This window comes from Clavibacter quasicaliforniensis, from assembly GCF_051201715.1.
GTDB classification, from domain to species: Bacteria; Actinomycetota; Actinomycetes; order Actinomycetales; family Microbacteriaceae; genus Clavibacter; species Clavibacter seminis.
Genome location: NZ_CP139624.1, coordinates 3,087,219 through 3,110,126 on the forward strand (window position 1 = coordinate 3,087,219; position 22,908 = coordinate 3,110,126).

The 22,908-nt window shown below is 74.3% G+C and carries 23 protein-coding genes and 1 tRNA gene; 7 read left to right on the forward strand and 17 right to left on the reverse strand.

Annotation, left to right across the window (positions count from 1 at the left end):
• Positions 1-88: 88 nt before the first annotated feature.
• Positions 89-1,027, reverse strand: coding sequence for an aldo/keto reductase (locus NL142_RS14740; protein ID WP_435080301.1), 939 nt, complete (start codon positions 1,025-1,027; stop codon positions 89-91).
• A 160-nt stretch (positions 1,028-1,187) separates the two neighbouring features.
• On the opposite strand from NL142_RS14740, the gene NL142_RS14745 reads away from it, so the two are divergent.
• Positions 1,188-2,927, forward strand: coding sequence for a glycoside hydrolase family 13 protein (locus NL142_RS14745; protein WP_435080302.1), 1,740 nt, complete (start codon positions 1,188-1,190; stop codon positions 2,925-2,927).
• 78 nt (positions 2,928-3,005) lie between these two features.
• On the opposite strand, the gene NL142_RS14750 is transcribed toward NL142_RS14745, so the two are convergent.
• From NL142_RS14750 to NL142_RS14770, 5 genes are all read right to left on the reverse strand, one after another.
• The gene (locus NL142_RS14750) at positions 3,006-4,205 is read right to left on the reverse strand and encodes a M23 family metallopeptidase (protein WP_435080303.1); all 1,200 of its coding nucleotides are present in this window, start codon (positions 4,203-4,205) and stop codon (positions 3,006-3,008) included.
• Between the two features lie 225 nt (positions 4,206-4,430).
• Positions 4,431-5,240, reverse strand: a complete 810-nt coding sequence (locus NL142_RS14755) for an inositol monophosphatase family protein (protein WP_435080304.1) — start codon at positions 5,238-5,240, stop codon at positions 4,431-4,433.
• A gap of 45 nt (positions 5,241-5,285) precedes the next feature.
• On the reverse strand, positions 5,286-6,026 hold the full coding sequence (locus tag NL142_RS14760) for a YoaK family protein (RefSeq protein WP_435080305.1): 741 nt from the start codon (positions 6,024-6,026) through the stop codon (positions 5,286-5,288).
• Between the two features lie 62 nt (positions 6,027-6,088).
• A complete protein-coding gene (locus tag NL142_RS14765; RefSeq protein ID WP_435080306.1) occupies positions 6,089-7,075 on the reverse strand; it encodes an aldo/keto reductase in 987 nt (328 codons plus the stop codon).
• Between the two features lie 114 nt (positions 7,076-7,189).
• Positions 7,190-7,271 (reverse strand) — tRNA-Tyr (locus tag NL142_RS14770).
• A gap of 130 nt (positions 7,272-7,401) precedes the next feature.
• Here NL142_RS14770 and NL142_RS14775 point away from each other — a divergent pair.
• Together NL142_RS14775 and cls are read left to right on the forward strand one after the other, a co-directional pair.
• Positions 7,402-7,890, forward strand: a complete 489-nt coding sequence (locus tag NL142_RS14775; RefSeq protein ID WP_043583901.1) for a YajQ family cyclic di-GMP-binding protein — start codon at positions 7,402-7,404, stop codon at positions 7,888-7,890.
• Positions 7,891-7,971: 81 nt separating this feature from the next.
• Positions 7,972-9,441, forward strand: coding sequence for a cardiolipin synthase (cls, locus tag NL142_RS14780; RefSeq protein WP_194684271.1), 1,470 nt, complete (start codon positions 7,972-7,974; stop codon positions 9,439-9,441).
• A gap of 27 nt (positions 9,442-9,468) precedes the next feature.
• Here the strand turns inward: cls and NL142_RS14785 are convergent, their stop codons facing one another.
• From NL142_RS14785 to ubiE, 5 genes are all read right to left on the reverse strand, one after another.
• Positions 9,469-9,957, reverse strand: coding sequence for a MarR family winged helix-turn-helix transcriptional regulator (locus NL142_RS14785; RefSeq protein WP_435080307.1), 489 nt, complete (start codon positions 9,955-9,957; stop codon positions 9,469-9,471).
• A gap of 124 nt (positions 9,958-10,081) precedes the next feature.
• Positions 10,082-10,783 (reverse strand): prepilin peptidase, encoded by a 702-nt coding sequence (locus NL142_RS14790; protein WP_435080308.1) that lies wholly within the window; start codon positions 10,781-10,783, stop codon positions 10,082-10,084.
• Between the two features lie 132 nt (positions 10,784-10,915).
• Complete coding sequence (locus NL142_RS14795) at positions 10,916-12,286, reverse strand: FAD-dependent oxidoreductase (RefSeq protein ID WP_435080309.1); 1,371 nt, start codon at positions 12,284-12,286, stop codon at positions 10,916-10,918.
• Positions 12,287-12,377: 91 nt separating this feature from the next.
• On the reverse strand, positions 12,378-13,451 hold the full coding sequence (locus NL142_RS14800) for a polyprenyl synthetase family protein (RefSeq protein ID WP_194684263.1): 1,074 nt from the start codon (positions 13,449-13,451) through the stop codon (positions 12,378-12,380).
• A 35-nt stretch (positions 13,452-13,486) separates the two neighbouring features.
• Entirely contained in the window at positions 13,487-14,221 is a 735-nt protein-coding gene (ubiE, locus tag NL142_RS14805) for a bifunctional demethylmenaquinone methyltransferase/2-methoxy-6-polyprenyl-1,4-benzoquinol methylase UbiE (protein ID WP_435081606.1), read from the reverse strand.
• 160 nt (positions 14,222-14,381) lie between these two features.
• Here ubiE and NL142_RS14810 point away from each other — a divergent pair, with 160 nt between their 5' ends.
• On the forward strand, positions 14,382-15,656 hold the full coding sequence (locus NL142_RS14810; protein ID WP_435080310.1) for an isochorismate synthase: 1,275 nt from the start codon (positions 14,382-14,384) through the stop codon (positions 15,654-15,656).
• Here the strand turns inward: NL142_RS14810 and NL142_RS14815 are convergent.
• Entirely contained in the window at positions 15,653-16,954 is a 1,302-nt protein-coding gene (locus NL142_RS14815) for an MFS transporter (RefSeq protein WP_435080311.1), read from the reverse strand. The two genes, NL142_RS14810 and NL142_RS14815, sit on opposite strands and share 4 nt — an antisense overlap.
• The gene (locus NL142_RS14820; protein ID WP_435080312.1) at positions 16,951-17,496 is read right to left on the reverse strand and encodes an ArsR/SmtB family transcription factor; all 546 of its coding nucleotides are present in this window, start codon (positions 17,494-17,496) and stop codon (positions 16,951-16,953) included. The genes NL142_RS14815 and NL142_RS14820 overlap by 4 nt, the downstream gene beginning before the upstream one ends.
• A 98-nt stretch (positions 17,497-17,594) precedes the next feature.
• Here NL142_RS14820 and NL142_RS14825 point away from each other — a divergent pair, with 98 nt between their 5' ends.
• On the forward strand, positions 17,595-18,329 hold the full coding sequence (locus NL142_RS14825) for a tyrosine-protein phosphatase (RefSeq protein ID WP_435080313.1): 735 nt from the start codon (positions 17,595-17,597) through the stop codon (positions 18,327-18,329).
• Positions 18,330-18,364: 35 nt separating this feature from the next.
• Here NL142_RS14825 and menD read toward each other — a convergent pair whose 3' ends face one another.
• Both menD and NL142_RS14835 read right to left on the reverse strand, forming a co-directional pair.
• Positions 18,365-20,047 carry a 2-succinyl-5-enolpyruvyl-6-hydroxy-3-cyclohexene-1-carboxylic-acid synthase gene (gene menD / locus NL142_RS14830; protein ID WP_435081607.1) on the reverse strand — a complete coding sequence of 561 codons (1,683 nt, stop codon included), beginning with the start codon at positions 20,045-20,047 and terminating at the stop codon, positions 18,365-18,367.
• 90 nt (positions 20,048-20,137) lie between these two features.
• Positions 20,138-20,560 carry a PLD nuclease N-terminal domain-containing protein gene (locus NL142_RS14835; protein WP_104235256.1) on the reverse strand — a complete coding sequence of 141 codons (423 nt, stop codon included), beginning with the start codon at positions 20,558-20,560 and terminating at the stop codon, positions 20,138-20,140.
• A gap of 139 nt (positions 20,561-20,699) precedes the next feature.
• Here NL142_RS14835 and NL142_RS14840 point away from each other — a divergent pair, with 139 nt between their 5' ends.
• Entirely contained in the window at positions 20,700-21,080 is a 381-nt protein-coding gene (locus tag NL142_RS14840; RefSeq protein ID WP_435080314.1) for a DUF4229 domain-containing protein, read from the forward strand.
• Positions 21,081-21,175: 95 nt separating this feature from the next.
• On the forward strand, positions 21,176-21,457 hold the full coding sequence (locus NL142_RS14845; RefSeq protein WP_194684248.1) for a DUF1905 domain-containing protein: 282 nt from the start codon (positions 21,176-21,178) through the stop codon (positions 21,455-21,457).
• 29 nt (positions 21,458-21,486) lie between these two features.
• On the opposite strand, the gene NL142_RS14850 is transcribed toward NL142_RS14845, so the two are convergent.
• Entirely contained in the window at positions 21,487-21,864 is a 378-nt protein-coding gene (locus NL142_RS14850) for a hypothetical protein (protein WP_435080315.1), read from the reverse strand.
• Positions 21,865-21,869: 5 nt separating this feature from the next.
• Positions 21,870-22,853, reverse strand: coding sequence for a 1,4-dihydroxy-2-naphthoate polyprenyltransferase (locus NL142_RS14855; RefSeq protein WP_435080316.1), 984 nt, complete (start codon positions 22,851-22,853; stop codon positions 21,870-21,872).
• Between the last annotated feature and the right edge of the window lie 55 nt (positions 22,854-22,908).

Sequence of the window (22,908 nt, forward strand, 5' to 3'; positions counted from 1 at the left end):
TGGAACCATACGACGATAGCAGGTCCGGGACCGCCCACGAGACGCGGGACGGCCCCGGACCGGGGCACGGCGAGCCGGTGTCCGGGGATCAGACCGCGGAGAGGTCCCGGATCTCGTCGGCCGTCAGCTCGAGCTCGACGGAGGCGAGGAGGTCGGGCAGCTGCGTGAGGTCGCGCGCGCTGGCGATCGGCGCGGTGACCGACGGCTGCGCCCGCAGCCAGGCGAGGGAGACCGTCGTGACGGAGACGCCGTGGGCCTCGGCCACTCGATCCAACACCTCGAGCAGGGCGCGGCCGTGGTCGTCCAGGTACTTGGACGCGGCTCCCGACCGTGGGCTGTCGACCTCGGCGCCGCGGTACTTGCCCGTGAGGAAGCCGCTGGCGAGGCTCGAGTAGGGCGCGGATCCGATGCCCTCGCGGACGAGCAGGTCGGCGAGCTCGCCCTCGTAGTCGTCGCGGGCGACGAGGTTGTAGCGGTTCTGGAGGACCTCGAAGCGGGCGATGCCCTCGCGGGCGGACACGTCCAGCGCGGCCTGGAGGCGCTCGGCGGTGAAGTTGGATGCGCCGATGGCGCGGACCTTGCCCTCGGTCACGAGCTCGGCGAGCGCCGTCACGGTCTCCTCGATCGGGGTGTCCTGGTCGTCGACGTGCGCGTAGTACAGGTCGATCGCGTCGACGCCGAGCCGACGGAGGCTCGCCTCGACGCCGCGGCGGACGCTGTCGCGCGACGTGCCCTTCGCGGCCTCGTGCGCGCCGACCTTGGTGGCGATGACGAGGTCGTCGGGGCGGCCGCGCGAGGCGAGCCAGCGGCCGATGATCTCCTCGGACTCGCCGCCCGAGTTGCCGGGCTTCCACGCGGAGTACACATCGGCGGTGTCGATGAAGTTGCCGCCCGCCGCGGTGTACGCGTCGAGGAGCTGGAAGGAGGTGGCCTCGTCGGCCGTCCAGCCGAAGACGTTGCCGCCGAAGGACAGGGGCAGCACCTCCAGGCCGCTGGATCCGAGGGGCACGCGTGCGGGGTTCGTCATTCCTGATCTCCTTCGTCCGGTGATGAGGGCGGTGGCCGCCCCCTTCCCCAGCGCGCAGGGGTGCCCGGCTATTCCGCCCGCGGCCGCATCCGCGGATCCGCGCAGGCGCGGCCCGTGCGCTCGGCGGGAGCGCCCGGGGGCCGTCGCCTAGGCTCGATGCATGACCTCGCCTGCCCCCACAGCCCCGTCCACGGCTGCCCGGGACGACATCTCGACCCACCCCGACAGCACCCCGCAGCACGGCACCGGATCCGAGTGGTGGCGCACCGCCGTCATCTACCAGATCTACCCGCGCTCCTTCGCCGACTCCGACGGCGACGGCATCGGCGACCTCCCCGGCATCACCGAGCGCCTCCCCGCGCTCCGCGAGCTCGGGGTCGACGCCGTCTGGCTCTCCCCCTTCTTCCTGTCGCCGCAGAACGACGCGGGCTACGACGTCGCCGACTACTGCGCGGTGGATCCGCTGTTCGGCACCCTCGACGACTTCGAGCGGATGCAGCGCCGCGCGCACGAGCTCGGCCTGCGCGTGATCGTCGACATCGTCCCGAACCACACGTCCTCCGCGCACCGCTGGTTCCAGGAGGCGCTCGCGGCCCCCGCCGGCAGCGAGGAGCGCGCGCGCTACATGTTCCGCGACGGGAAGGGCGCCGACGGTGAGCTGCCCCCGAACAACTGGGAGTCGATCTTCGGCGGCCCGGCGTGGACGCGCCTCACCGAGCCCGACGGCACGCCCGGCCAGTGGTACCTGCACCTGTTCGACTCGTCGCAGCCCGACCTCGACTGGACGAACCCGTGGGTGCGCGAGCGCTTCCGCGAGATCCTGCGCTTCTGGCTCGACCGCGGCGTCGACGGGTTCCGCGTGGACGTCGCGCACGGCATGGTCAAGGCGCCCGGCCTCCCCGACTACACCCCGCCCGAGGGACAGGGCAGCATGGGAGGCGCCGGCGGCGTTGACGACCAGCCCGCTCCCCCGCCGCCGTACTTCGCGCAGGACGGCGTGCACGAGATCTACCGCGAGTGGCGCGAGATCTTCGACTCCTACGAGGGCGACCGCGCGATGGTCGCCGAGGCGTGGGTCGAGCCGCTCGCCAAGCTCGCCGACTGGGTGCGCCCGGACGAGATGCACCAGGCCTTCAACTTCAGCTACCTCGAGACGCCGTGGGACGCCGCGGCGCTGCGCGGGTCGATCGACGCGTCGCTCGCGACGTTCTCCTCCGTGGGCGCGCCCAGCACGTGGGTGCTGTCGAACCACGACGTGGTGCGGCACGCCAGCCGCCTCGCGCTCTCGGGCGAGAACCCGCAGGGCGTCGGCATCGGGCCGCTCTCGACCGTGACGGTGGACGAGGAGCTCGGCCTCCGCCGGGCCCGCGCCGCCAGCGCGCTCATGCTGGCTCTCCCCGGCAGCGCGTACATCTACCAGGGCGAGGAGCTCGGGCTGCCCGAGGACACCCGCCTGCCCGACGAGGCGCGCCAGGATCCGACGTTCCACCGCACCGCGGGCGAGCGCTACGGCCGCGACGGCTGCCGCGTGCCGATCCCGTGGGAGGCCGGGAAGCCGTCGTACGGCTTCAGCGAGGGCGAGGCCAGCTGGCTGCCGCAGCCCGACGACTGGGACCGCTTCGCACGCGACGCCGAGCAGGCGGATCCCGCGTCCACCCTCTCCCTCTACACGGAGGCGCTGCTGCTGCGCCGCGAGCACGGGCTCGCGCTGGGCGCGCTCGAGTGGATCACCGCGGAGGGCGACGACGTGATCGCGTTCGAGAGCGCGGGCGTCACCGTGATCGCGAACCTCGGCGACGCCGCCGTGCCGCTGCCCGAGGGACGCGTGCTGCTCGCGAGCCGGCCGCTCGACGGCGACGCCGTGCCGTCGGACACGACCGTGTGGCTGATCCGGGAGTAGTCCCGTCCCGGACGCGACGACGCCCCCTCGCCTTCGGGCGAGGGGGCGTCGTCGTGCGGGCGCTGCGGCGGAGGCCTGCTAGTTCGCGTGCTCCTTCAGCCAGGCGAACGGATCCACCGCGGTGCCGTCCGCCATGCGGATCTCGAGGTGGAGGTGCGGGCCGGTGGACGCGCCCGTGTTGCCGACCTGGCCGAGCTGCTGGCCGACCTTGACCGGGTCGCCCGCCTTGACGCGCAGGGATCCCGGCAGCTGGTGACCGTAGACGCTCGTGATGAGCTGCCCGTCGATCACGTGGTCGATGACGAGATGGACGCCGAGGCCGGTGTCGCTGTTGACGGCCTCGCGCACGACGCCGTCGGCGATGGCCTGGATGGGCGCGCCCAGGCCGGGAGCGAAGTCGACGCCCTGGTGGTTGCTCGAGCAGCCGTTGGAGCAGGGCGCGATGCGCTTGCCGAAGACGCCGCTGATGGGCACGCCCGAGGCGAAGGGCCACTGGATCGTGCCGTTGATGTCGTTCGTGAAGGCGCCCGCGCCCTTGGACGTCTGGGCGAGCATGATCTGCTGCGGCGTCGTGGCGGTGAAGGCGTCGTCGGTGCCGCCGACGACCGTCGCCGCGGGGGCCGCGGAGAGCGCGACGCTCTGGCTGGGGATCGAGGTGGCCGGCGCGTCCGTGACGACGGTCGCCTGCGCCATGTCCTGGCCGGTGAGGAACGCGGAGGACGGCAGCGAGGTCGCGATGGTCACCGTCGCGACGAAGGCCATGGTGAGGAGCGTGAGGCCGCGCGACGCGTTCGCACGACGACGGCCGGCGGCGGCCTCGGGCGCCGGCGCGGCGAGGGCGGGGCGCGAGGAGGCGGGGACGCGGCGTCCGCGGATGCGCGCGTGCGGCGCGGCGGCGGGGACGCTCGCGCGCTTCGCGGGCACGTACGAGGAGCGGCGCGACTCGGGCGCGGCGGCGGACGCGGCGCGGAGGCGACGGGCGCGGGTCGCGAGGGGGACGGTCTCGGCGGCGGCCGCGGAGGCGGCCTCGTCATCCGCGGGGAGGTGCGCTCGGGGGGCCGCGGGGGCCTCGACCGGGATGTGGAGGATGCGGGGCGCGGGGGCGACCTGCGCGGGCTCGGCCACGGGCTGCTCGTCCGCGGGCTGCGCGGCGGCGTCGTCCAGGGGCGCCTCCTGCGCCTCGGCTGCCTGCTGCGCCTCCGCCCCCCGGCGCTCCGCCTCGCGGCGCTCGCGTCGCGTCGGGTACACGGTCCCTGCGGTCTCGTCGGGGGTCAGCACGAGGGCCGCCGGTCGGAGGTCTGGGGGGCACGCGAGGCGTGGAGGACGGACAGGATCGTGGGACTCCTAGTGCGAGGGACAGGTGCTGCGCTGTGCCGTCCGACGGAGGTCGGGGCGTGCGCGTGCGACCGGTTCGTGCCCGGTCTTCGTGTAACGGATCGGTAAAGGCTAACCGCCGGAAGGGATTCGCGCCACCCGGGGGATGCGCCGCAGGGCCCTCAGGGGCTAAGCGCGCGGGCGCTCCAGCCGCTCCTCGAGGGCGCGCGCGAGCTCCGGATCCGCCGCGATGAGGAGCTCGGCCGACGCCGGTCCGCCGGCGATCCCGGTCACGCGCGCGCCGGCCTCGGCCGCGATGAGGCCGCCCGCCGCGTGGTCCCACGGCTTGAGGCCGCGCTCGAAGTAGGCTTCGGTGCGGCCCGCCGCGACGTTGCAGAGGTCGAGCGACGCGGCGCCGATGCGGCGGATGTCGCGCACCTCGCCGAGCAGGTCCGTGATCACGCGGCCCTGTCGCATGCGCGTCTCGGCGCCGTAGGAGAAGCCGGTGCCGACGAGCGCGAGGGAGAGCGGCACGCCGGCGTTCACGGCGAGCGGTCGGCCGTCCAGCGCGGATCCGCCGCCCTTCGTCGCCGTGTACACCTCGCCGAGGGTGGGGTTCACGACGCAGCCGGCGCGCGCGGTCCAGGTGAGCGGATCCGCCTCGCCCTCGACCACGGCGATGCTCACGGCCCACGCGGGGATCCCGTAGAGGAAGTTGACGGTGCCGTCGATCGGGTCGACCACCCAGGTGAGGCCCGAGCTGCCCGACGTGCCCTCGGACTCCTCGCCGAGGAAGCCGTCGTCGGGGCGCACGTCCGCGAGCGCCTGCCGGATGAGGTCCTCGGTCTCGCGATCGGTGTGCGTGACGATGTCCTCGGGGCTGGACTTCGAGGCGGCCACCTCGACGCCCTCCCGGCGGCGGCGGAGCGCGAGCTCCCCGGCGCGGACGGCGATGTCGCGGGCCATGGTCAGGAGCTCGGTGTCACCGGGGGTCGTCATGCGCCCAGCCTGCCAGAGGGGTCGCGGCCGGCAGGCGGGCGGCGCTCAGGCGGGCGAGGCGGCCGCGCGCTCGTCGTGGCCCGACGCGGCGGTCTCCCGCAGGCGCTTGCGCTCCACGCGCCGCGCGTTCCACAGCAGGCCGACGCCCACCACCATCAGCCCGCCCGCCGCCAGCAGCGCCCACGCGCCGCCGACGTGCGTCGTGATGAGCGCGGCGACCAGGGCGCCGAGCCCCATGCACACGATCGCGCCGATGCGGCGGGCCCACGCGGCGCCCGTGCCGCCGGCCACGCGGCTGTCGGAGGAGAGGTTCACCATCGTCATGGTCACGACGACGGTGGAGAGGTCGCGCAGCCCGATGCTCTTCACGGCCGCCGCCTGCGCGCCGAGGAGCAGCGCGAGGAAGCCCGTGATGGCCACCATGATCCCGGTCTCGAGCGTCCCGACCGCGAGCCAGACCACCGCGAGCGCGAGGGTGAGCAGGGTGCCCGTGACGAGGATCCAGACGGAGGAGCGCGGCAGGTGCACGTCGGTGGGCGCGCGCCGCGTGATGCGCGACGCGATGACCGCGCCGAGCATGAAGGCCACGAGCGCCACGAGGTTGTTGAGCACGGGGATGTCGGCGACGCCGACGAGGCCGAAGCCGATGAAGAGCACGTTGCCGGTCATGTTGCCGGTGAAGACGCGGTCGAGCGCGAGGTAGCTGACGCCGTCGATGGCGCCCGTCGCGGTGGTCATCACGAGCAGGGCGGCGATGTAGGAGCCCTCGGGCCAGGGACGGGACACGGGCGGATCTCCTCGGGAGGCTCGGGCCGCTCGGGCGGCGGTCGCCCCAGGATACGGGCGGGTCAGGCGGTCTCGTCGCGCGTCGCCCGGGCCGCGGCGGACGCCAGCCGCGACACCTCGTCGTCGTCGAGCACGAGCCGCGCCGCAGGCATCAGCTGCCGGATCTGCCTGGCCGTGCGCGCGCCGACGAGCGCGCTGGCGATCCCGGGCCGCCCGAGCACCCAGGCGATGGCGACCTCGGCGACCGTGACGCCGCGCATCCGCGCGATCTCCTCGGCGGTGCGCACCGTGGCGTGCCCGCCCGCTGACATGTACTGCTCGGCGTCGAGCGCACGCGCGGACGGCACGGCGGGCGCGCCCGGCAGGTACTTGCCCGTGAGGAAGCCCTTGGCGAGCACGCTGTGCGCGACGAGGCCGAGGCCCTCCTGCCGGACGAGCGCCTGCAGGCGCCCCTCCGCGTGGTCGCGCGCCAGGAGGCTGTACTCCTCCTGCACCACGCCGACGGGCACCGCGCCGGATCCGTGCGCGAGCGCGAGCGCCTCCTCGATCCGCTCGGGGCGGAAGCCGGAGACGCCGACGAGCCGCGCCTTGCCCGCCTTCACCAGGTCGGACAGCGCCGCGACCGTCTCCTCGAGCGGCGTGCGGGTGTCGTCGAGGTGCGCGTGCACCACGTCGACGTGCCCGGTGCCGAGGCGGCGGAGCGAGGCGTCCACGCCCCGGCGGATGGAGTCGGCCGACGTGCCGGGGGCGTCGCGGCTCTTGCCGACCTTCGTGCCCACGACCACGTCGTCGCGGCAGCCGCGCGCGGCCAGCCAGCCGCCGATGATCGCCTCGGACTCGCCGCCCGCGTGGCCGGGCACCCACTGCGAGTACGAGGACGCGGTGTCGATGAAGGTGCCGCCCTCCTCGCGGTAGGCGTCGAGGATCGCGAACGCCTCATCGCGGTCGGCGGTCCAGCCGAAGCCGCTCGTGCCGAGGCCGAGCGTGGAGACGACGACGCCGGACGTGCCGAGGGCGCGCGTGCGTGGGCCGGGTGCGGCGGGGAACATCGGTGGTGGATCCAGGTCGTCGGGCGCGCGGGCGACTCTGCCGGCGCGGGCGGGCCCCGACGGATGCGGCGGGGCAGACGAACGGCCCCGTGCGAGCGGGGCCGTCCAGTGCGGTGGCGAGTGAGGGATTCGAACCCCCGAAGGCTGAGCCGTCTGATTTACAGTCAGATCCCTTTGGCCGCTAGGGTAACTCGCCATGCGCACCCGACCTGTGTGATCACGGACCGGAGACGCTCGTCGATGATAGCGGGCGCCGGGCCGCGAACCGAAATCGTCGGATCCCCTCGCCGCGGGCCCGCTGCCGCCCGTCCCTTAACATGGTCGGCATGGCAGATTCCTCGTTCGACGTCGTCAGCAAGGTCGACCGCATGGAGGCGGACAACGCCGTCCACCAGACCCAGAAGGAGGTGGAGCAGCGCTACGACTTCAAGAACGTAGGCGCCTCCATCGAGTGGAGCGGCGACACCATCCTCATGAAGGCCTCGAGCGAGGAGCGCGTGAAGGCGATCCTCGACGTGCTGCAGACGAAGATGATCAAGCGCGGCATCGGCCTCAAGAGCCTCGAGGAGGGCGAGCCCTTCGCCTCGGGCAAGGAGTACCGCATCGAGGTCACCCTCAAGCAGGGCATCGACCAGGCCAACGCGAAGAAGATCGGCAAGATCATCCGCGACGAGGGCCCCAAGAGCATCAAGAGCCGCGTCGAGGGCGACGAGCTCCGCGTCTCGAGCAAGAGCCGCGACGACCTGCAGCAGACCATCGCGCTGCTCAAGGGCGCCGACGTGGATCTCGACCTGCAGTTCGTCAACTTCCGCTGATCCTCCGCGGCGCCCGCCCGGCCTGTCCGGCGGGTGCCGCGACCCCCGGGCCGGCGGCGATCGGCGGATAGACTCCGGCTGATGGACCCCTCGATGACCACCCTCGTCCTCGCGGGGCTCGCGGTCGTCGTCGACTTCATCGTGCGCGTGGTGGCCCTGCTGGTCATCCCCCGGAATCGCCGGCCGTCCACCGCCATGGCGTGGCTGATGGCGATCTTCTTCCTGCCGTACATCGGCATCTTCCTGTTCCTCCTCATCGGCTCCACCCGGCTGCCGAAGCGGCGCCGAGAGAAGCAGCAGGAGATCAACCGGTTCATCATCGAGTCGACCGAGGGCATCGAGCGCGTCACGCGCGAGCACTCGTGGCCGTCGTGGCTCGACTCGGTCGTGGAGCTCAACCGCACGCTCGGCTCCATGCCGCTCGTGGGCGGCAACCGGGCGAAGCTCTACAGCCACTACGACGAGTCGATCCAGGCGATGACCGCCGAGGTCGACCGCGCGACGCGCTACGTGCACGTCGAGTTCTACATCCTCGCGTGGGACGTCACGAGCGCCCCCTTCTTCGACGCGCTCGAGCGCGCGGTGCAGCGCGGCGTCACCGTGCGGGTGCTGCTCGACCACATCGCGTCGCTGCGCGCGCCCGGCTACAAGCGCACCACGCGCAAGCTCACGGCGATCGGCGCGGACTGGCACCTCATGCTCCCCGTGCAGCCGCTGCGCGGGCGCTACCAGCGGCCGGACCTCCGCAACCACCGCAAGGTGCTCGTGGTCGACGGCCGCGTGGGCTTCATGGGATCGCAGAACATGGTGCACCGCAGCTACAACAAGGTCGTCAACCGCAAGCGCGGCCTCAAGTGGCAGGACCTCATGACCAGGCTCGAGGGCCCCATCGTCAGCGGCCTCAACGCGATCTTCATCACCGACTGGTACGCCGAGACCGACCAGCTGCTCGTGCGCGAGACCGAGCCCATCGAGATCGCGGCGTCGGACGACGACGAGGAGCTCGACTGCCAGGTCGTGCCGTCCGGCCCCGGGTTCCCCGGCGAGAACAACCTGCGCCTGTTCAACGCGCTGCTCTACTACGCGCAGGAGCGGATCGTCATCACGTCGCCGTACTTCGTGCCCGACGACTCGATGCGGTACGCGATCACGACGGCCGTGCAGCGCGGGCTCTCGGTGGAGCTGTTCGTGAGCGAGATCGGCGACCAGCCCGTGGTCTATCACGCGCAGCGCTCGTACTACGAGGAGCTGCTGAAGGCGGGCGTGCGGATCTGGATGTACCGGGCCCCGTACATCCTGCACAGCAAGCACTTCACGATCGACGACGACGTGGCGGTCATCGGATCCAGCAACATGGACATGCGCTCGTTCAGCCTCAACATGGAGGTCTCGCTGATGGTGCGCGGTCCCGGCTTCGTGCGCGAGATGCGGCGGGTCGAGGACGGCTACCGCGAGCGCAGCCGCGAGCTGACCCTCGAGGAGTGGAGCAGGCGCACGCGCTGGAGCACCGTCCTCGACAACCTCGCGCGGCTGACCTCGGGCGTGCAGTAGCCGCGGGGCCCGCGCGCGGGATGCGCGTCAGTCGCGGTCGGCGGCGGATGCGTCCGGGTGGTCGTGCCCCTGGTCCTGCTCGTGCGCGGTGGCGCGGTCGAGGACGTCCTGCAGCAGGCCGCGGAGCGCGGAGTCGCCCGCGTCCTCGCCGGCGATGTCACGGCGGACCTGGTCGCCCACGCGCCAGATGACGGGCAGCATCTCGCGCCCGGCGTCCGTGAGGCCGACGGACAGGCGACGCTCGTCCGTCGTGTCGCGGAACCGGGTGACGTACCCGAAGACCTCCAGGCGCTTGAGCAGCGGCGAGAGCGTGCCCGGGGTTATGTGCAGCTTCTCCGCCAGGTCGACGACGGCCTGCGGCTCCTCCTCGTCGAGGGCCAGCAGCACGAGGTACTGCGGATGCGTGAGGTTGAGCGGCTGCAGCAGGGGCCGGTAGAGCGAGACCACCGCGCGCGAGGCCGCGGCGAGGAGCACGCCGGTCTCGTCATGCAGCAGTGTGAGCGATCTCTGTGCCATCTTTTTTTCCTCTGGCTCGTCAGTACGTCGATGCCGGGGTCTTGGACACTTCCTCCACCGTACGCCTGCGGACGCGCGAGGGTCTCGGCGCACAGGCGATCATCGGCCGGGGTCGCGTGCGCGCTCAGGCGAGCGTACGGGGAACGGCCGCCACCAGGAGCGCGCCCAGCACGAGCCACGGGCCGAACGGCACGGCGGTCGACGCCCGAGCGCGTCCCGCGACGAGCAGGGCGGTCGCCGCGACGCCGCCGAGGAGCGTGCCCGCGGCGAGGCCCAGCGCGACCTGAGCGGGTCCGGCCTGCCCGAGCGCCAGCCCGATGACGCCCGCGAGCTTCACGTCGCCCGTGCCGAGGCCGCCGCCGGTGGCCGCCTGGAGGAGCGCGAGCACCAGGACGGCGCCCGCGCCGCACGCCGCGGCCTGGAGCAGGAGGCCGGATCCGCCCGCGACCAGCGCGAGGGACGCGGCGGCGACGGCCGCGGGAGCGGTGGCGCGGTCGGGCAGGCGGTGCGCGGCGAGGTCCGCGAGCACGAGCACCGGGCCCACGATCACGAGGAGGAGCGCCACGGGGATCCGCGCGGGCGGCGTCTCGGCGACGACCAGGGCCGCGAGCGCGCCCGTGACCGGCGCGGCGACGACCGCGGCCGTGCGGCCGAGGCCGGGGAGCGGATCCAGCGGGCGGGCGTCGAGGCCGTCGAGGCGCCGGCCTCCCGCGAGGGCGACGCGGGCGAGCGCCGGGGACCAGGCGCCGACGGCGGCGCCGGCGAGCCCGGCCGCGGCGGCGAGGGCGGGCGCGGCGGCGAGGGCGGGCGCGGCGGCGAGGATCACGCGGCGACCCTAGGGGCTGCGGACCGCCGGCCGGGCGTACGCGCGAGCGGCTGGGGACGGATGACGGACGGGCGCCAGCGGGAGGACCGCGGGCGCCCGTCGGCGTCGATCAGATCGTGCGGCGCGCGCCGATCAGACGGACTGCCGCGGCCGCGACGCCTCGAGCATCTCGTCGCGCTCGACCACCTTGATGCGGGCGCGGCCGTGCGGCTGCCCCAGGGCGATCTCGTGCTCGTCGAGCGCGTGCCAGCCGGCGAGGTCGGTGTGCTCGATGCCGCGCTCGGCGAGGAGGTCGACGATCGCCTGCTCCTCGGGCGCCTCGGGGGTCCACCAGTCGCCCTGGTCGTTGAGCACGTGCGAGATGGTCTCCATGGCGTCGGACTTGGTGTGCCCGATGAGGCCGATGGGGCCGCGCTTGATCCAGCCCGTGGCGTAGACGCCGGGGATGCGGTTGTTGTCCTCGTCGAGGACCTGGCCCTCGTGGTTCGGGATGACGCCGCGGCGCTCGTCGAACGGGATCCCGTCGACCGGCGAGCCGAAGTACCCGACCGCGCGGTAGATCGCCTGCACGGGCACGTCGCGGAACTCGCCCGTGCCCTCGACGCCGCCGAGGCCGTCGGGACGCGTGCGCTCGATGCGCAGGCCGGCGACGCGGGGCTCGGCGTCGTCGGACGCGAGCACCTCCGCGGGGCGCGAGTAGAAGTGCAGGTGGAGGCGGCGGGACGCGGATCCGGTCTCGCGCGCGCGCCACTTCTCGAGCACGCGGCTGATGACCATGACCTGCTTGTTGGTCTTCGCGGCCTCCTCGGCGGCGGGATCCACGCCGAAGTCCTCGTCGTAGACGATCACGTCGACGTCCGGGACCTCGCCGAGCTCGCGGAGCTCGAGCGGCGTGAACTTGACCTGCGCGGGTCCGCGGCGGCCGAAGACGTGCACGTCGGTGACGGGCGAGTGCTTGAGCCCCGTGTAGACGTTGTCCGGGATCTCGGTGGGCAGCAGGTCGTCGGCGTGCTTGGCGAGCATGCGCGCCACGTCGAGCGCCACGTTCCCGTTGCCGATGACGGCGACCTCGCGGGCGTCGAGCGGCCAGTCGCGCGGGAAGTCCGGGTGGCCGTCGAACCAGTTGACGAAGTCGGCCGCGCCGTAGGAGCCCGGCAGGTCGATGCCGGGGATGTCGAGCTCGGCGTCGCGGATCGCGCCCGTGGAGAAGATGACCGCGTTGTAGTGCCTCTGGAGGTCCTCCAGCGTGATGTCGCGGCCGTACTCGACGTTGCCGAAGATGCGGATGTCGCCGCGGTCGAGCACGTCGCGCAGCGCGCCGATGATGCCCTTGATGCGCGGGTGGTCGGGCGCGACGCCGTAGCGGACCAGGCCGTAGGGCGCGGGGAGGCGCTCGAAGAGGTCGATGGAGACGTCGAACTGCTTCTCGGCCTTCAGGATGATGTCGGCCGCGTAGATGCCCGCGGGCCCTGCGCCCACGATGGCCAGCCTGAGCTTGGTCACTGGTGTCTCCGGTTCGTCGTCGTCCCCGTGCCGGCCGTGCGGGGGCGTGGTGGTGCGGATCCCCGCGAGAGCCGGCGGGGACGAGCGGCAGCTAGCGCGTGCGCTCGACGATGGTGTCGGCGAAGCGCGTGAGCGCCTTCTTGACCGGGCCCTCCGGGAGCGGCGCGAGCGCGTCGACCGCCTCGGCGGCCCAGCGGTGCGCCTCCGCGATGGTGCGGGCCGTGACCTCGTGGTCGCGCAGCTCGGCGATGGCTGCCGTGAGGTCGGCCTCGGACTCGGGCGTCTCCTCGTGCGCGACGTCGCGCTGGATCCGGGCGAGCAGCGACGCCGCGGCGGCGTCCGTCTCCGCGAGCCGGCGCAGGTAGAGGAGGGGGAGGGTGGCGACGCCGGCGCGGAGGTCGGTGCCGGCGAGCTTGCCGGTCTCCTCGGGCTGGTCGGCGAGGTCGAGCACGTCGTCGACGAGCTGGAAGGCGACGCCCGTGCGCTCGCCGAAGGCCAGCACGGCCGACTCGAGCTCGGGATCCGCGCCGGAGTAGATGACGCCCATCTGCGCGGCGCATGCGATGAGGGAGCCGGTCTTGTCGGCGAGGACGTCGAGGTAGTGCTCGATCGGATCCTGCTCGTCGCGCGGGCCGATGGTCTCGTGCAGCTGGCCGAGGACGAGGCGCTCGAAGGTGGCGGCCTGCAGGCGGATGGCGCGCGGGCCGAGGTCGGCGACGATCTTGCTGGCACGCGCGAAGAGGAGGTCGCCCGCGAGGATCGCGACGGAGTTGCCCCACACGGCCTGCGCGCTCGGGACGCCGCGGCGCATGTCCGCCTCGTCCATGACGTCGTCGTGGTACAGCGACGCGAGGTGCGTGATCTCGATGGCGACCGCAGCGTCCACCACCTGCTGCGTGTTGCCCTCGCCGAGCTGTGCGATGAGGAGCGCGAGCATCGGGCGCACGCGCTTGCCGCCCGCGTCGAGCAGGTAGCGCGTGGTGACGTCCGCAACGTCGTCGGCGAACCGGACCTCGCGGAGCAGCTGCTCCTCGACGAGCGCGAGCCCGTCGTCGATGCTGCGCGCCATGCGGCGGTCGTCCGAGGACGAGAAGAGGCGCTCGGTGAGGCTGGCGTGCGAGGCGACGGAGGTGCCGCGGCGGGCGAGCGGGATGCTCGGACTCATGTTCGGCGTCCTTGTCTGTGGGGGTTCACGCGCGGTCAGGACGCGGCGGGACGGGGAGCGGCGTGACGGCCGGCTGGCTTGACGCCGCGGTGCAGCGCCACGATCCCCGCAGTGAGGTTACGGTGCTCGACCGACGCGAATCCAGCCTCACGGAGCCACGACGACAGCGTCTCCTGGTCGGGCCAGGCCTGGATCGACTCGTTGAGGTACTCGTACGCGCTGGCGTTGGAGCTGACGAGCTTCACGAGCGACGGCGCGACGGCCTTCATGTAGAGGTCGTAGCCGCGGCGCACGAGCGGCACGGGCGGGGTGCTGAACTCGCAGATGACGATGCGGCCGCCGGGCTTGAGCACGCGGAGCAGCTCGTCGAGGCCCTTGCGCGGCTCGACCACGTTGCGGAGGCCGAAGGAGATGGTGACGGCGTCGAAGGAGTCGTCGTCGAACGGGAGGTCGGTTGCGTCGGCGTGCACGAACTCGACCCGCTCGTTGCCGGCGAGGCGGCGGCGGCCGACCTCGAGCATGCCCTCGGAGAAGTCGGCGGCGACCACGTGGGCGCCGGACACGGCGAGCGCGGCGCTCGAGGTGCCGGTGCCGGCAGCCAGGTCGAGGATCCGCTCCCCCGCGACCGGGGCGACGGCGCGCGTGGTGGCTACGCGCCACAGCTGGTCGTTCCCTACCGACAGGAGGGTGTTCGTGCGGTCGTAGGCGCTCGAGACCTCGTCGAACATGGCCGACACCTGGCCGGGCTTCTTGCTGAGGTCTGCTCGCATCACGCGGTCAGTCTATTCGGGCGCGCTGGGCACGCGGTGGGCGGCGGCCGGATGCCCAGGGGCCCATCAGAGGACGGGGGCGGCGGGCACCGACGGGGCCCTCGTCCGCGGTCGGCCGGCACCCGGGGAGGCCCGGATCCCCGGCGGTAGGCTGGCATCCGTGACCGCATCCCGCGTCCGAGCGCTCCTCGTCGACACCACCCCCGTCGACTCCATCGCCCGGCTCGTCCCCCTCCTCGACGCCCGGCACCCGCTCCTGTGGCTCCGGCACGGATCCGGGATGGGCGGCATCGGCGAGGCCCTCCGCCTCGAGTTCCGCGGGCCCGACCGCGTGCGGGACGCCGCCGCCGCGTGGCGCGAGGTGGCCGCGGCCGCGACCGTGACGGATCCGCTCGGGATCCCCGGCACGGGCCTCATCGCGTTCGGCGCCTTCGCCTTCGCCGACGACTCGGAGGCCGCGAGCGTGCTCGTCGTGCCCCGCATCGTGGTCGGCCGACGGGACGGGGTGTCGTGGGTCACGCGGATCCGGCTCGCCGATCAGGAGGACGGCGACGCCGCGTCCCCGCTCGACGCCCTGGCCGCGGGCTCCATCCCCGTGCCCGAGCGCTCCGGCGCCGAGTACCGCCTGCACCTGCGCCCCGGATCCATGGGCCCCGACGAGTACGAGCGGGCCGTCGCGAGCGCCGTCGCGACCATCGGCACGGGCGAGGTGCAGAAGGTCGTGCTCGCGCGCGACCTCGTCGGCCGCCTCCCCCTCGGCGGCGACCTGCGGCTCGCGCTCAGCCGCTTCGCGCTCGGCTACCCGGACTGCTGGACCTATGCGGTCGACGGCCTCATCGGCGCGAGCCCCGAGACGCTCGTGCGCGTCGGCGGCGGCACGGTCGGCGCGCGCGTGCTCGCCGGCACCGTCTCGCGCGGCACGGACGCGCGGACCGACGCCGCCGCGGCCGCCGGCCTCGCCGCATCCCGCAAGGACAACGAGGAGCACGCGTTCGCGCGCGACAGCGTGCTCGACGCGCTCCGCCCGCACAGCCGCGACCTCTCCACCACCGACGCGCCCTTCACGCTCAAGCTGCCGAACCTCTGGCACCTGGCGAGCGACGTCACGGGCACGCTCGGCGACGGATCCTCGTCGCTCGACCTCGTGGGCGCGCTGCACCCGACCGCCGCGGTCGCCGGGCACCCGACGGCCGCCGCCCTGTCGCTCATCGCCGAGCTCGAGCCCGCCGACCGGGGCCGCTACGCCGGGCCGGTCGGCTGGGTCGCGGCCGACGGCGACGGCGAGTGGGCCATCGCGCTGCGCGGCGCCCAGGTGGATCCGTCGGGCGCCATCGTCGCGCATGCGGGCGCCGGCATCGTCGCGGGATCGGATCCCGAGCGCGAGCGCGCCGAGACGGCCATGAAGTTCCGGCCCGTCGTGGAGGCGCTGGGCTAGGACGCGCCGGGCCGGGTCGGCTCGGCCGTCGCGCGTCGCCGCAGCAGCGCCGGCGCCGCGATCCCGGCCACGACGAGCGCCGCGACCGCGCCGACCCCGATGCCGGCCAGCGGGCCCGCAGCGTCCACCACCGCGCCGACCGCGGCCGCCGCGAGCGCGACCCCGGTGTTGACGGCCGTGTTGACCCACGCGGATGCCTCGGTCCGCACCGACGGCTCCGTCTGCGCGTCGGCGAGGAGGTAGCCCGTGACCATCGCGGGCGCGAGGAACAGGCCGACGGGGACGAGCGCGGCGGCGAGCAGGAGCAGGGCGAGAGCGTCCGGGGCGGTTGGGACGCGGGCCGCGACCGCGGCGAGCACGGCCGTCGCGGCGAGCATCGCCGCGACGAGGACGACCAGGCGGATCCGCGCGGGAGACCGCCACGCGCGCGTCCCGTACGCGAGCCCGCCGACCGCGCTGCCCGCGGCGAAGGCGGCGAGCAGCGGACCCGCGAGCGCCGTGCTGCCCGCGCGCTCGGCCAGCGCCGCGACGGCGACCTCGACGGATCCGAGCACGGCGCCGACGCCGAGCAGCGTCACGAGCAGCGGGATCACGAGCGGCTGGCGGAGCGGATCCGCGGACCGGCGACGCGCGCGCCCGTCTCCCGTCGGCCGGGCCTCCGGCCGGGCCGGCCGCGCGCCCTGCGCCCGGGACAGGCGCGACGACGTCATGCCCAGGGTGCCGATGACGCTCGCGGCGGCCGACGCGAGCACGGCGACCTCGGGATCCGCGACCGCCACGAGCGCCGCCACGATGAGCGGCCCGACGGTGAAGACGACCTCCTCCCCCACGGCGTCGAGGCTGTAGGCGCGCGTCCGCATCCGAGGGTCGGGCACGAGGGCGGCCCAGACGACGCGCATGGCGGCGCCGAGCGGCGGCATCGCGAGGCCGGCGAGCGCGGCCGCCACGACGACGACCCCCACGGGCGCGCCGATGCGGACCACCGCGAGGACCCCGACGAGCCCGAGCGCGTGGGCGACCGCGAGCGCCACGAGCACGGGACGCTGGCCGTGCGCGTCCACGAGCCGTGCCCGGATGGGCGACGCGAGGACGTTGGCGAGGCCGAGCGCGCCGGTCGCGAGGCCGGCCGCCGCGAAGGACCCGGTGCCCGCCTGGACGAGGAGCAGCAGCGCGAGGGCGACCATCGCGAAGGAGAGCCGGCCGAGCATCGCCGGGAGGAACACGCGGAGCGCGCCGGGCAGCGCCAGGACGGCGAGGTATCCGGTGCGGGCGGGCGGCGGCGTCCGGGTGGCGGTCACGCCGACGCCGGAGCCGTGGGCGCGGGCGCCGCCATCGCGAACAGCGCGAGCGTCGCGCTCACCTGCACGTCGTCATCCCCCGGCCGGCGGGCGGAGTCGTCGTGGAGCACGGTGCCGAGCTCGCGGGCCAGCTCCTGCACGCGGATCCACGTGCCGGTCGAGACCGTGAGCTCGGCGTCCGTGATCACCGGCCGAGTGCCCTCCTCGTGCAGCGCGGCCCGGCGGGTCAGCTCCGCCGTGAGCGCCGCGGCCAGGGTCGGCATGCTGCCGCCGGTGAGGGCGTCGAGCCGCTCGCCGCTCGCGGGCACGTGCCGGTAGCGCTTGGCCGCTCCCCCGCGGATCCGCTCGACGCCCGCGTCCTCGAGGAGCCCGGCCTCGCGCAGCCGGCGCAGGTGGTAGCTGACGTTCGCCTGCGTCTCGCCCAGCTCGCGTGCGGCCTCGGACGCGCTCATCGGCGAGCGGGTGCAGAGGGAGAGCAGGCGCAGGCGCAGCGGGTGGGCGATGACGCGGAGGTCGCGCAGGTCGGTCTCGTCGGCGGGCATGCGGCCATCGGACCACGGCGGGTGCACCACTGTCAAACATCCGTTTGATGGTCGGGAGGATGATGCGGCGGCGCCGACCGCCGTGGTCGACTCGGGCGATGACCGCATCCGACCGCGCCCTCCCGATCGACGGCCTCGTCAACGCCCGCGACCTCGGCGGCATCCGCCTCCGGGACGGCGGCACGACCCCGACCGGCGTCCTCGCCCGCTGCGAGGACGCCGACCTCATCACCGACGCCGGCTGGGAGCGCCTGCGCGAGCTCGGCTACCGCACGGTGCTCGACCTCCGCCAGCCCGGCGAGCGCGCCCGGGACACGCATCCGCGGCCCGACTGGATCCACCGCGCGCACGTCGACCTCGACGGGCTCGACGACCACCCCGGCTTCTGGGAGCCCTACTGGTCCGCCGGCCTCCACGGCACGCCGATCTACTACCTGCCGCACCTCGCCGAGCTGCCGGACCGAGCCGGCGCCGCCCTGCGGACGATCGCGCACGCGCCCGCCGGCGGCATCCTCTTCCACTGCGGCGCCGGCCGCGATCGCACGGGCCTCGTCGCCCTGCTCCTGCTGCTCGCGGTGGGCGCCGAGCCGGACGAGATCGTCGACGACTACCTGGAGACGATCCGACTCGGGCTGGAGCGGTCGGCGAACCAAGGCCAGCCAGACCTGGAGCCCGCGATCGAGGCGTTCCTCGCCGAGCGCGGCACCACGAGCGAGGCGGCGTTCCGGGACGCGATGACGGGCGTCGACCTCGACTCGCTCTTCGACGCAGCTGATCTGACGGAGTCCGAGCGCGGGCTGCTGCGCACGTGGCGCGGCGCGATCCCCGCCTGACCCGGGTCGTGCGCCCGCCCGCCGATCCGGATCGGCTACCGGACCAGCGGCACCTCGATGAGCAGCGGCGCCTCGGACGCGGTCGTGAGCGCCGCCTCCAGCTCGCCGTGGGTCGCGGCGCGCAGGTACGCCCAGCCGTAGGCCTTCGCGAGGCTCGCGAGGTCCACCCGCTGCGGCGTGAACATGACGCGGTCGATGGCGGCGGGCGCGGCCGTGTTCGCGACCTCGAGGCCGTCGAAGATGGTGCCGCCGCCGTCGTTGCCGACGATGACCTGGATCCGCGGCATCCGCTCGCCCGTGCCGATGAGCAGCGACCCGACGTCGTGCAGGAGCGTGAGGTCGCCCACGAGCACGCGCGTGATGCCGGCGGCCGCGCTCCCGGATCCGGCCTGCGAGGCGAGCGCGATGCCGAGACCGGTGGAGATCGTGCCGTCGATGCCGGCGAGCCCGCGGTTGGCGTGCACGCGCACGCGCTTGCCGGGGAGCGCGCGATCGGCCTCGCGGATGAGGCGCGACGCCCCGAGCACGAGCCGGTCGTGCGGCCAGGTGGCCTGCCAGAGCGCGCGCACGAGGTGGCGGCGGGTGACGTCGGCGCGCACGGCGGCGAGCTCGGCGCGCGCGAAGTCGCGGCGCTCGGCCGGCGTGGTGCCCGAGGGCAGGAGCGGCGCGGACTCCGCGGCGCTCGCCTCGTCGAGGATCGCGCGGCTCTCCTGCACCCACGTGCCGAGCCAGCGGCGGGCGTCGGCGGGATCCGCGGGCTCGCCCACGACGCGCACGGCGGCCGGGTGGGCGGTGACGCGGTGGCGCGGGTCGTAGTCCTCGCCGCCGGTGGATCCGACGACGATCGCCTCGACGTCCTCGCGACCGACGAGCAGCGGGACCTCGCGGGTGAGGGTCGGGTGGCCGAAGACGATGACGCGCTCGACGCGGTCGCCGAAGCCGGGGCGGGCGAGCAGCTCGCGGAAGGAGACGACGAGGTTCGGGCCGAAGTGGGATCCGCTCGATATCTCGGCCGCGAGCGGCCAGCCGCCGGCGCGCGCGAGCTCCTCGGCGGCCTCGCCCGCGGCGTGGCCGGCGACGACGAGCGTGCGCGGGCCGTGCGGGAGGTCGAGGACGTCGGCGGCGGGCGGGCCGGCGGGCTCAGGCGCGGCGGCGGCCTCGGCATCTGCGGCGGCGCGCGCCTCCGCCACGGCCTCCGTGAGGTCCGGCACCGCGACGGACAGCGGATCCCGGAACGCCACGTTCACGTGCACGGGCGTCCGCTCGTCGCGGGCGCGGCGGTACGCGTCACGGGCCAGACCCGCATCGCGTGCCAGGTCTTCGTCGGTCTCCTCGGGCGCCGGCACGTCGACGACGACGACCCGGTCGCCGAACATGCCGGGCTGGCGGGTGGTCTGGTTGCTCGCGATGCCGCGGAGCTCCGCCGGGCGGTCACCCGTGAGCAGCAGCATCGGGACGCCCGAGTGCCAGCCCTCGAGCACGGCGGGGTGCAGGTTGGCGACGGCCGTGCCGGAGGTCGTGATGACGGGCGCCGGCCTGCCGGACTCCACGCCGAGGCCGAGCGCGAGGAACGCGGCCGCCCGCTCGTCGATGCGCACGTGCAGGCGGACGCCCGCGACCCGCTCGAGCTCGGCCGCGACGAGCGCGAGGGCCTGGGAGCGGGATCCGGGGCAGAGGACGATGTCGGTGACGCCCTCCGCGACGAGCGAGAGGAGCATCGCGATGGCGCGATCCGTGGAGGGGTTGCCCGTGCGGGGCGAGGTGGAGGACGGCTGGGCGGGGCGGGACTCGGTCGAGCTCACCGGCGGTCAGGCGTCCCGGCGGCCAGGCGCCCGGTCGTCGTCGTCGCGGTTTGGCCGGGTGGGGCCGCCGGTGGCACCGGGCTGCTGCGGCTCGTCGGGGCCGGTGCCGTCGCTGTCGAGGTCGGCGAGCTCCTGCTCGAGGCGGCGGATCCGCTCCTCCTCCGACCGCGTGCGGCCGAGGCCGGAGAGGAAGTCGGGGTCGTCGTCCGGGCCGAGGCGACGGCCGGATGCACGGGCGAGGTCGGTGCGGTCCTTGCCGATGGTGAGCCACAGGACGCCGCCGATGACGGGCACCAGGACGACCACCGCGATCCACGCGGGCTTGGGGAGGCCGCGCATGCGGGTCCGCGGCGTCAGGGAGGTGTCCACGATGACGAAGACCGTGAAGAACACGATCACGACGGCGAGACCGATCAACAGGCGGGGCATCTCCCGATGGTAGCTCCGCAACCGGGGAGGACGCCGGGCGTCCAGCGAGCGGGAAGGGGGCGGCGGCCGGGCCCCGGCTGGACGGCGGCGGCCTGTGCAGGGGAGAGGCCTGCCCAGGCGACCGACCTATGCTGACCCGGTGAGTTCCCGTCGCTACTGGCTCGTCTACACCGTCGTCCGCATCCTCCTGTTCGCCGTCCCGTTCGGGCTGGTGGTCGCCGTGAGCCCGGACTTCTGGCCGCTCGCCGCGGTCGTCGGCGCCGTGGTGTCGTTCTGCGGGTCGTACATCTTCCTGCGCAAGCAGCGCGAGGCCATGGCGGCGGATCTCGCGGCCATCGCGGCCGGCCGCAAGGCGCCCGTCGAGGACGACGACTCCGAGGACGCCGCGGTGGACGCCGCCGAGCGCCGGGCCCGGGCGGCCGGATCCCCCGACGTCGCGGCCTCGGGCACGCCGGGTGCCGGATCCGCCGGCACCGCGTCGGCCGCCCCGCGCGCCGACGGCGAGGCCGAGCGCAGCTGACGCCGGAGCCGACATCACGGCGGGGCTGGAGCCTCAGCGCCCCGCCGGATACGCTCGAGCCGCACAAGCACGGACGTCGACGAGGGGATGCACGCGTGAGCGCCAGACCTCTCGACCTCGCCTTCTCGGCGACCATCGGCGTCACCGTCAAGGGCGACCTGTGGCCGTGCGTGGAGGTCCCCGGCTCCGTGGAGCTCCTCGGGACGGGCAAGGCGGTGAAGGTGACGGCGACCGTCGACGGCGAGCCGCTGACGGCTGGTCTCCTGCCCACCGGCACCGGCGGCCACATGCTCTCGATCAGCGCGAAGCTCCGGAAGAAGCTGGGCAAGGACCTGGGCGACCAGGTCGCCGTCCGGATCACCGAGCGCCTGACCTGACCGCCCCGCGCGCAGCTGAGCCGCGCGCGTCAGCCCGGGTCCGCGGATCCGTCGCGCTCGATCGGCACGTAGGCGACCCACCGGCCGCCCGTCGTCGGGGGCGTGTCGCGCACCGCGGGGGCCGTCGTGCGCGTCGATGGCGCGAGGCGCCCGCCGTCGAGCACGAGGTACCGCTCCCCCGGACGCGCCTCCGCGAGCGCCCGCGCGACCCGGGCCGCGAGGGCGGCAGCCGCACGCTCGGGATCCGTCGCCGACCGCTCGCCCCACCAGGCCAGGAGCGCCGCGTCGACCACGAGGACCGCGAGCCGCCCGCGGCCCGACCGCTCTCGGACGGCGAGGAGCCGTGGATCGCCGGTCGGCCACGTCTGGTGGTCGACCTCGAGGGCGCGGACGAGGGCGGGATCCATCGCGCTCAGAACGCGAACGCCGCCCCGAGGCCCAGGCCGAACGTGAGCGCCGCCATGCTCGTGAGCTGCAGCGAGAGGATCAGCTCCTTGGGCGTGCGGCCGGTGCACGCGATGATCGCGGCCGGCAGCGCCAGCACGAGCGTGAACAGCACGAGCAGCGCCTTCGGGTAGAAGAGGAAGAAGAAGGCCACGACGCCGTAGGCGATCGCGATCTCGATGCAGTAGACGATCCGCGAGCCGCGCGGGCCGAGCCGCACCGCCAGCGTGCGCTTGCCGACCTTGCCGTCCTGCTCGATGTCGCGGATGTTGTTGACCATGAGCACCGCGCACGCGAATCCGCCCGCCGCGACGCCGCCCAGCCAGCCCTCGCCCGTGATCATGCCGATGAGGATGAACTGCGTGCCCGCGGTCGCGACCAGGCCGAAGAACACTAAGACGACGACGTCGCCGAGGCCCGCGTAGCCGTAGGGGCGCTTGCCTCCGGTGTAGAAGTAGGCCGCGACGATGGCGACGGCTCCGACCGCGAGCAGCCACCAGTGGCCGGTGATGAGCACGATGGCGAGGCCCGCGACCGCGGCGAGGCCGAAGAACGTGAGCGCCACGGCGAGCACGGTGCGGGGCTTCGCGGCGCCGGATCCGGTGAGGCGGGCGGGGCCGACGCGCACGTCGTCGGTACCGCGCACGCCGTCGGAGTAGTCGTTGGCGTAGTTCACGCCGATCTGCAGCAGCACCGCGACAGCGAGGCAGAGGAGCGCGAGGCCGAGGGAGACGCCCTCGTCGGGGCCGAGCGCGCGAGCGGCTCCGGCGCCGATCGCGACGGGGGCGACGGCGAGCGGGAGGGTGCGGATGCGGGCGCCGGAGATCCAGTCGCGCGCGGTGGCCTTCCGCACCTTGGCCGGGTTGCCGGAGCGGGCCTTCGCGGGCGATCCCGGTCGGGTGCGGGCTGCGGATGACGGGGCCTGCCGGGTGCGCTTCTTCTTCTGTGCCACGAAGGGCGATCCTACGCGCCGCCCGTCAGGCGTCGGGCCCGCCGTCGCGACCGCG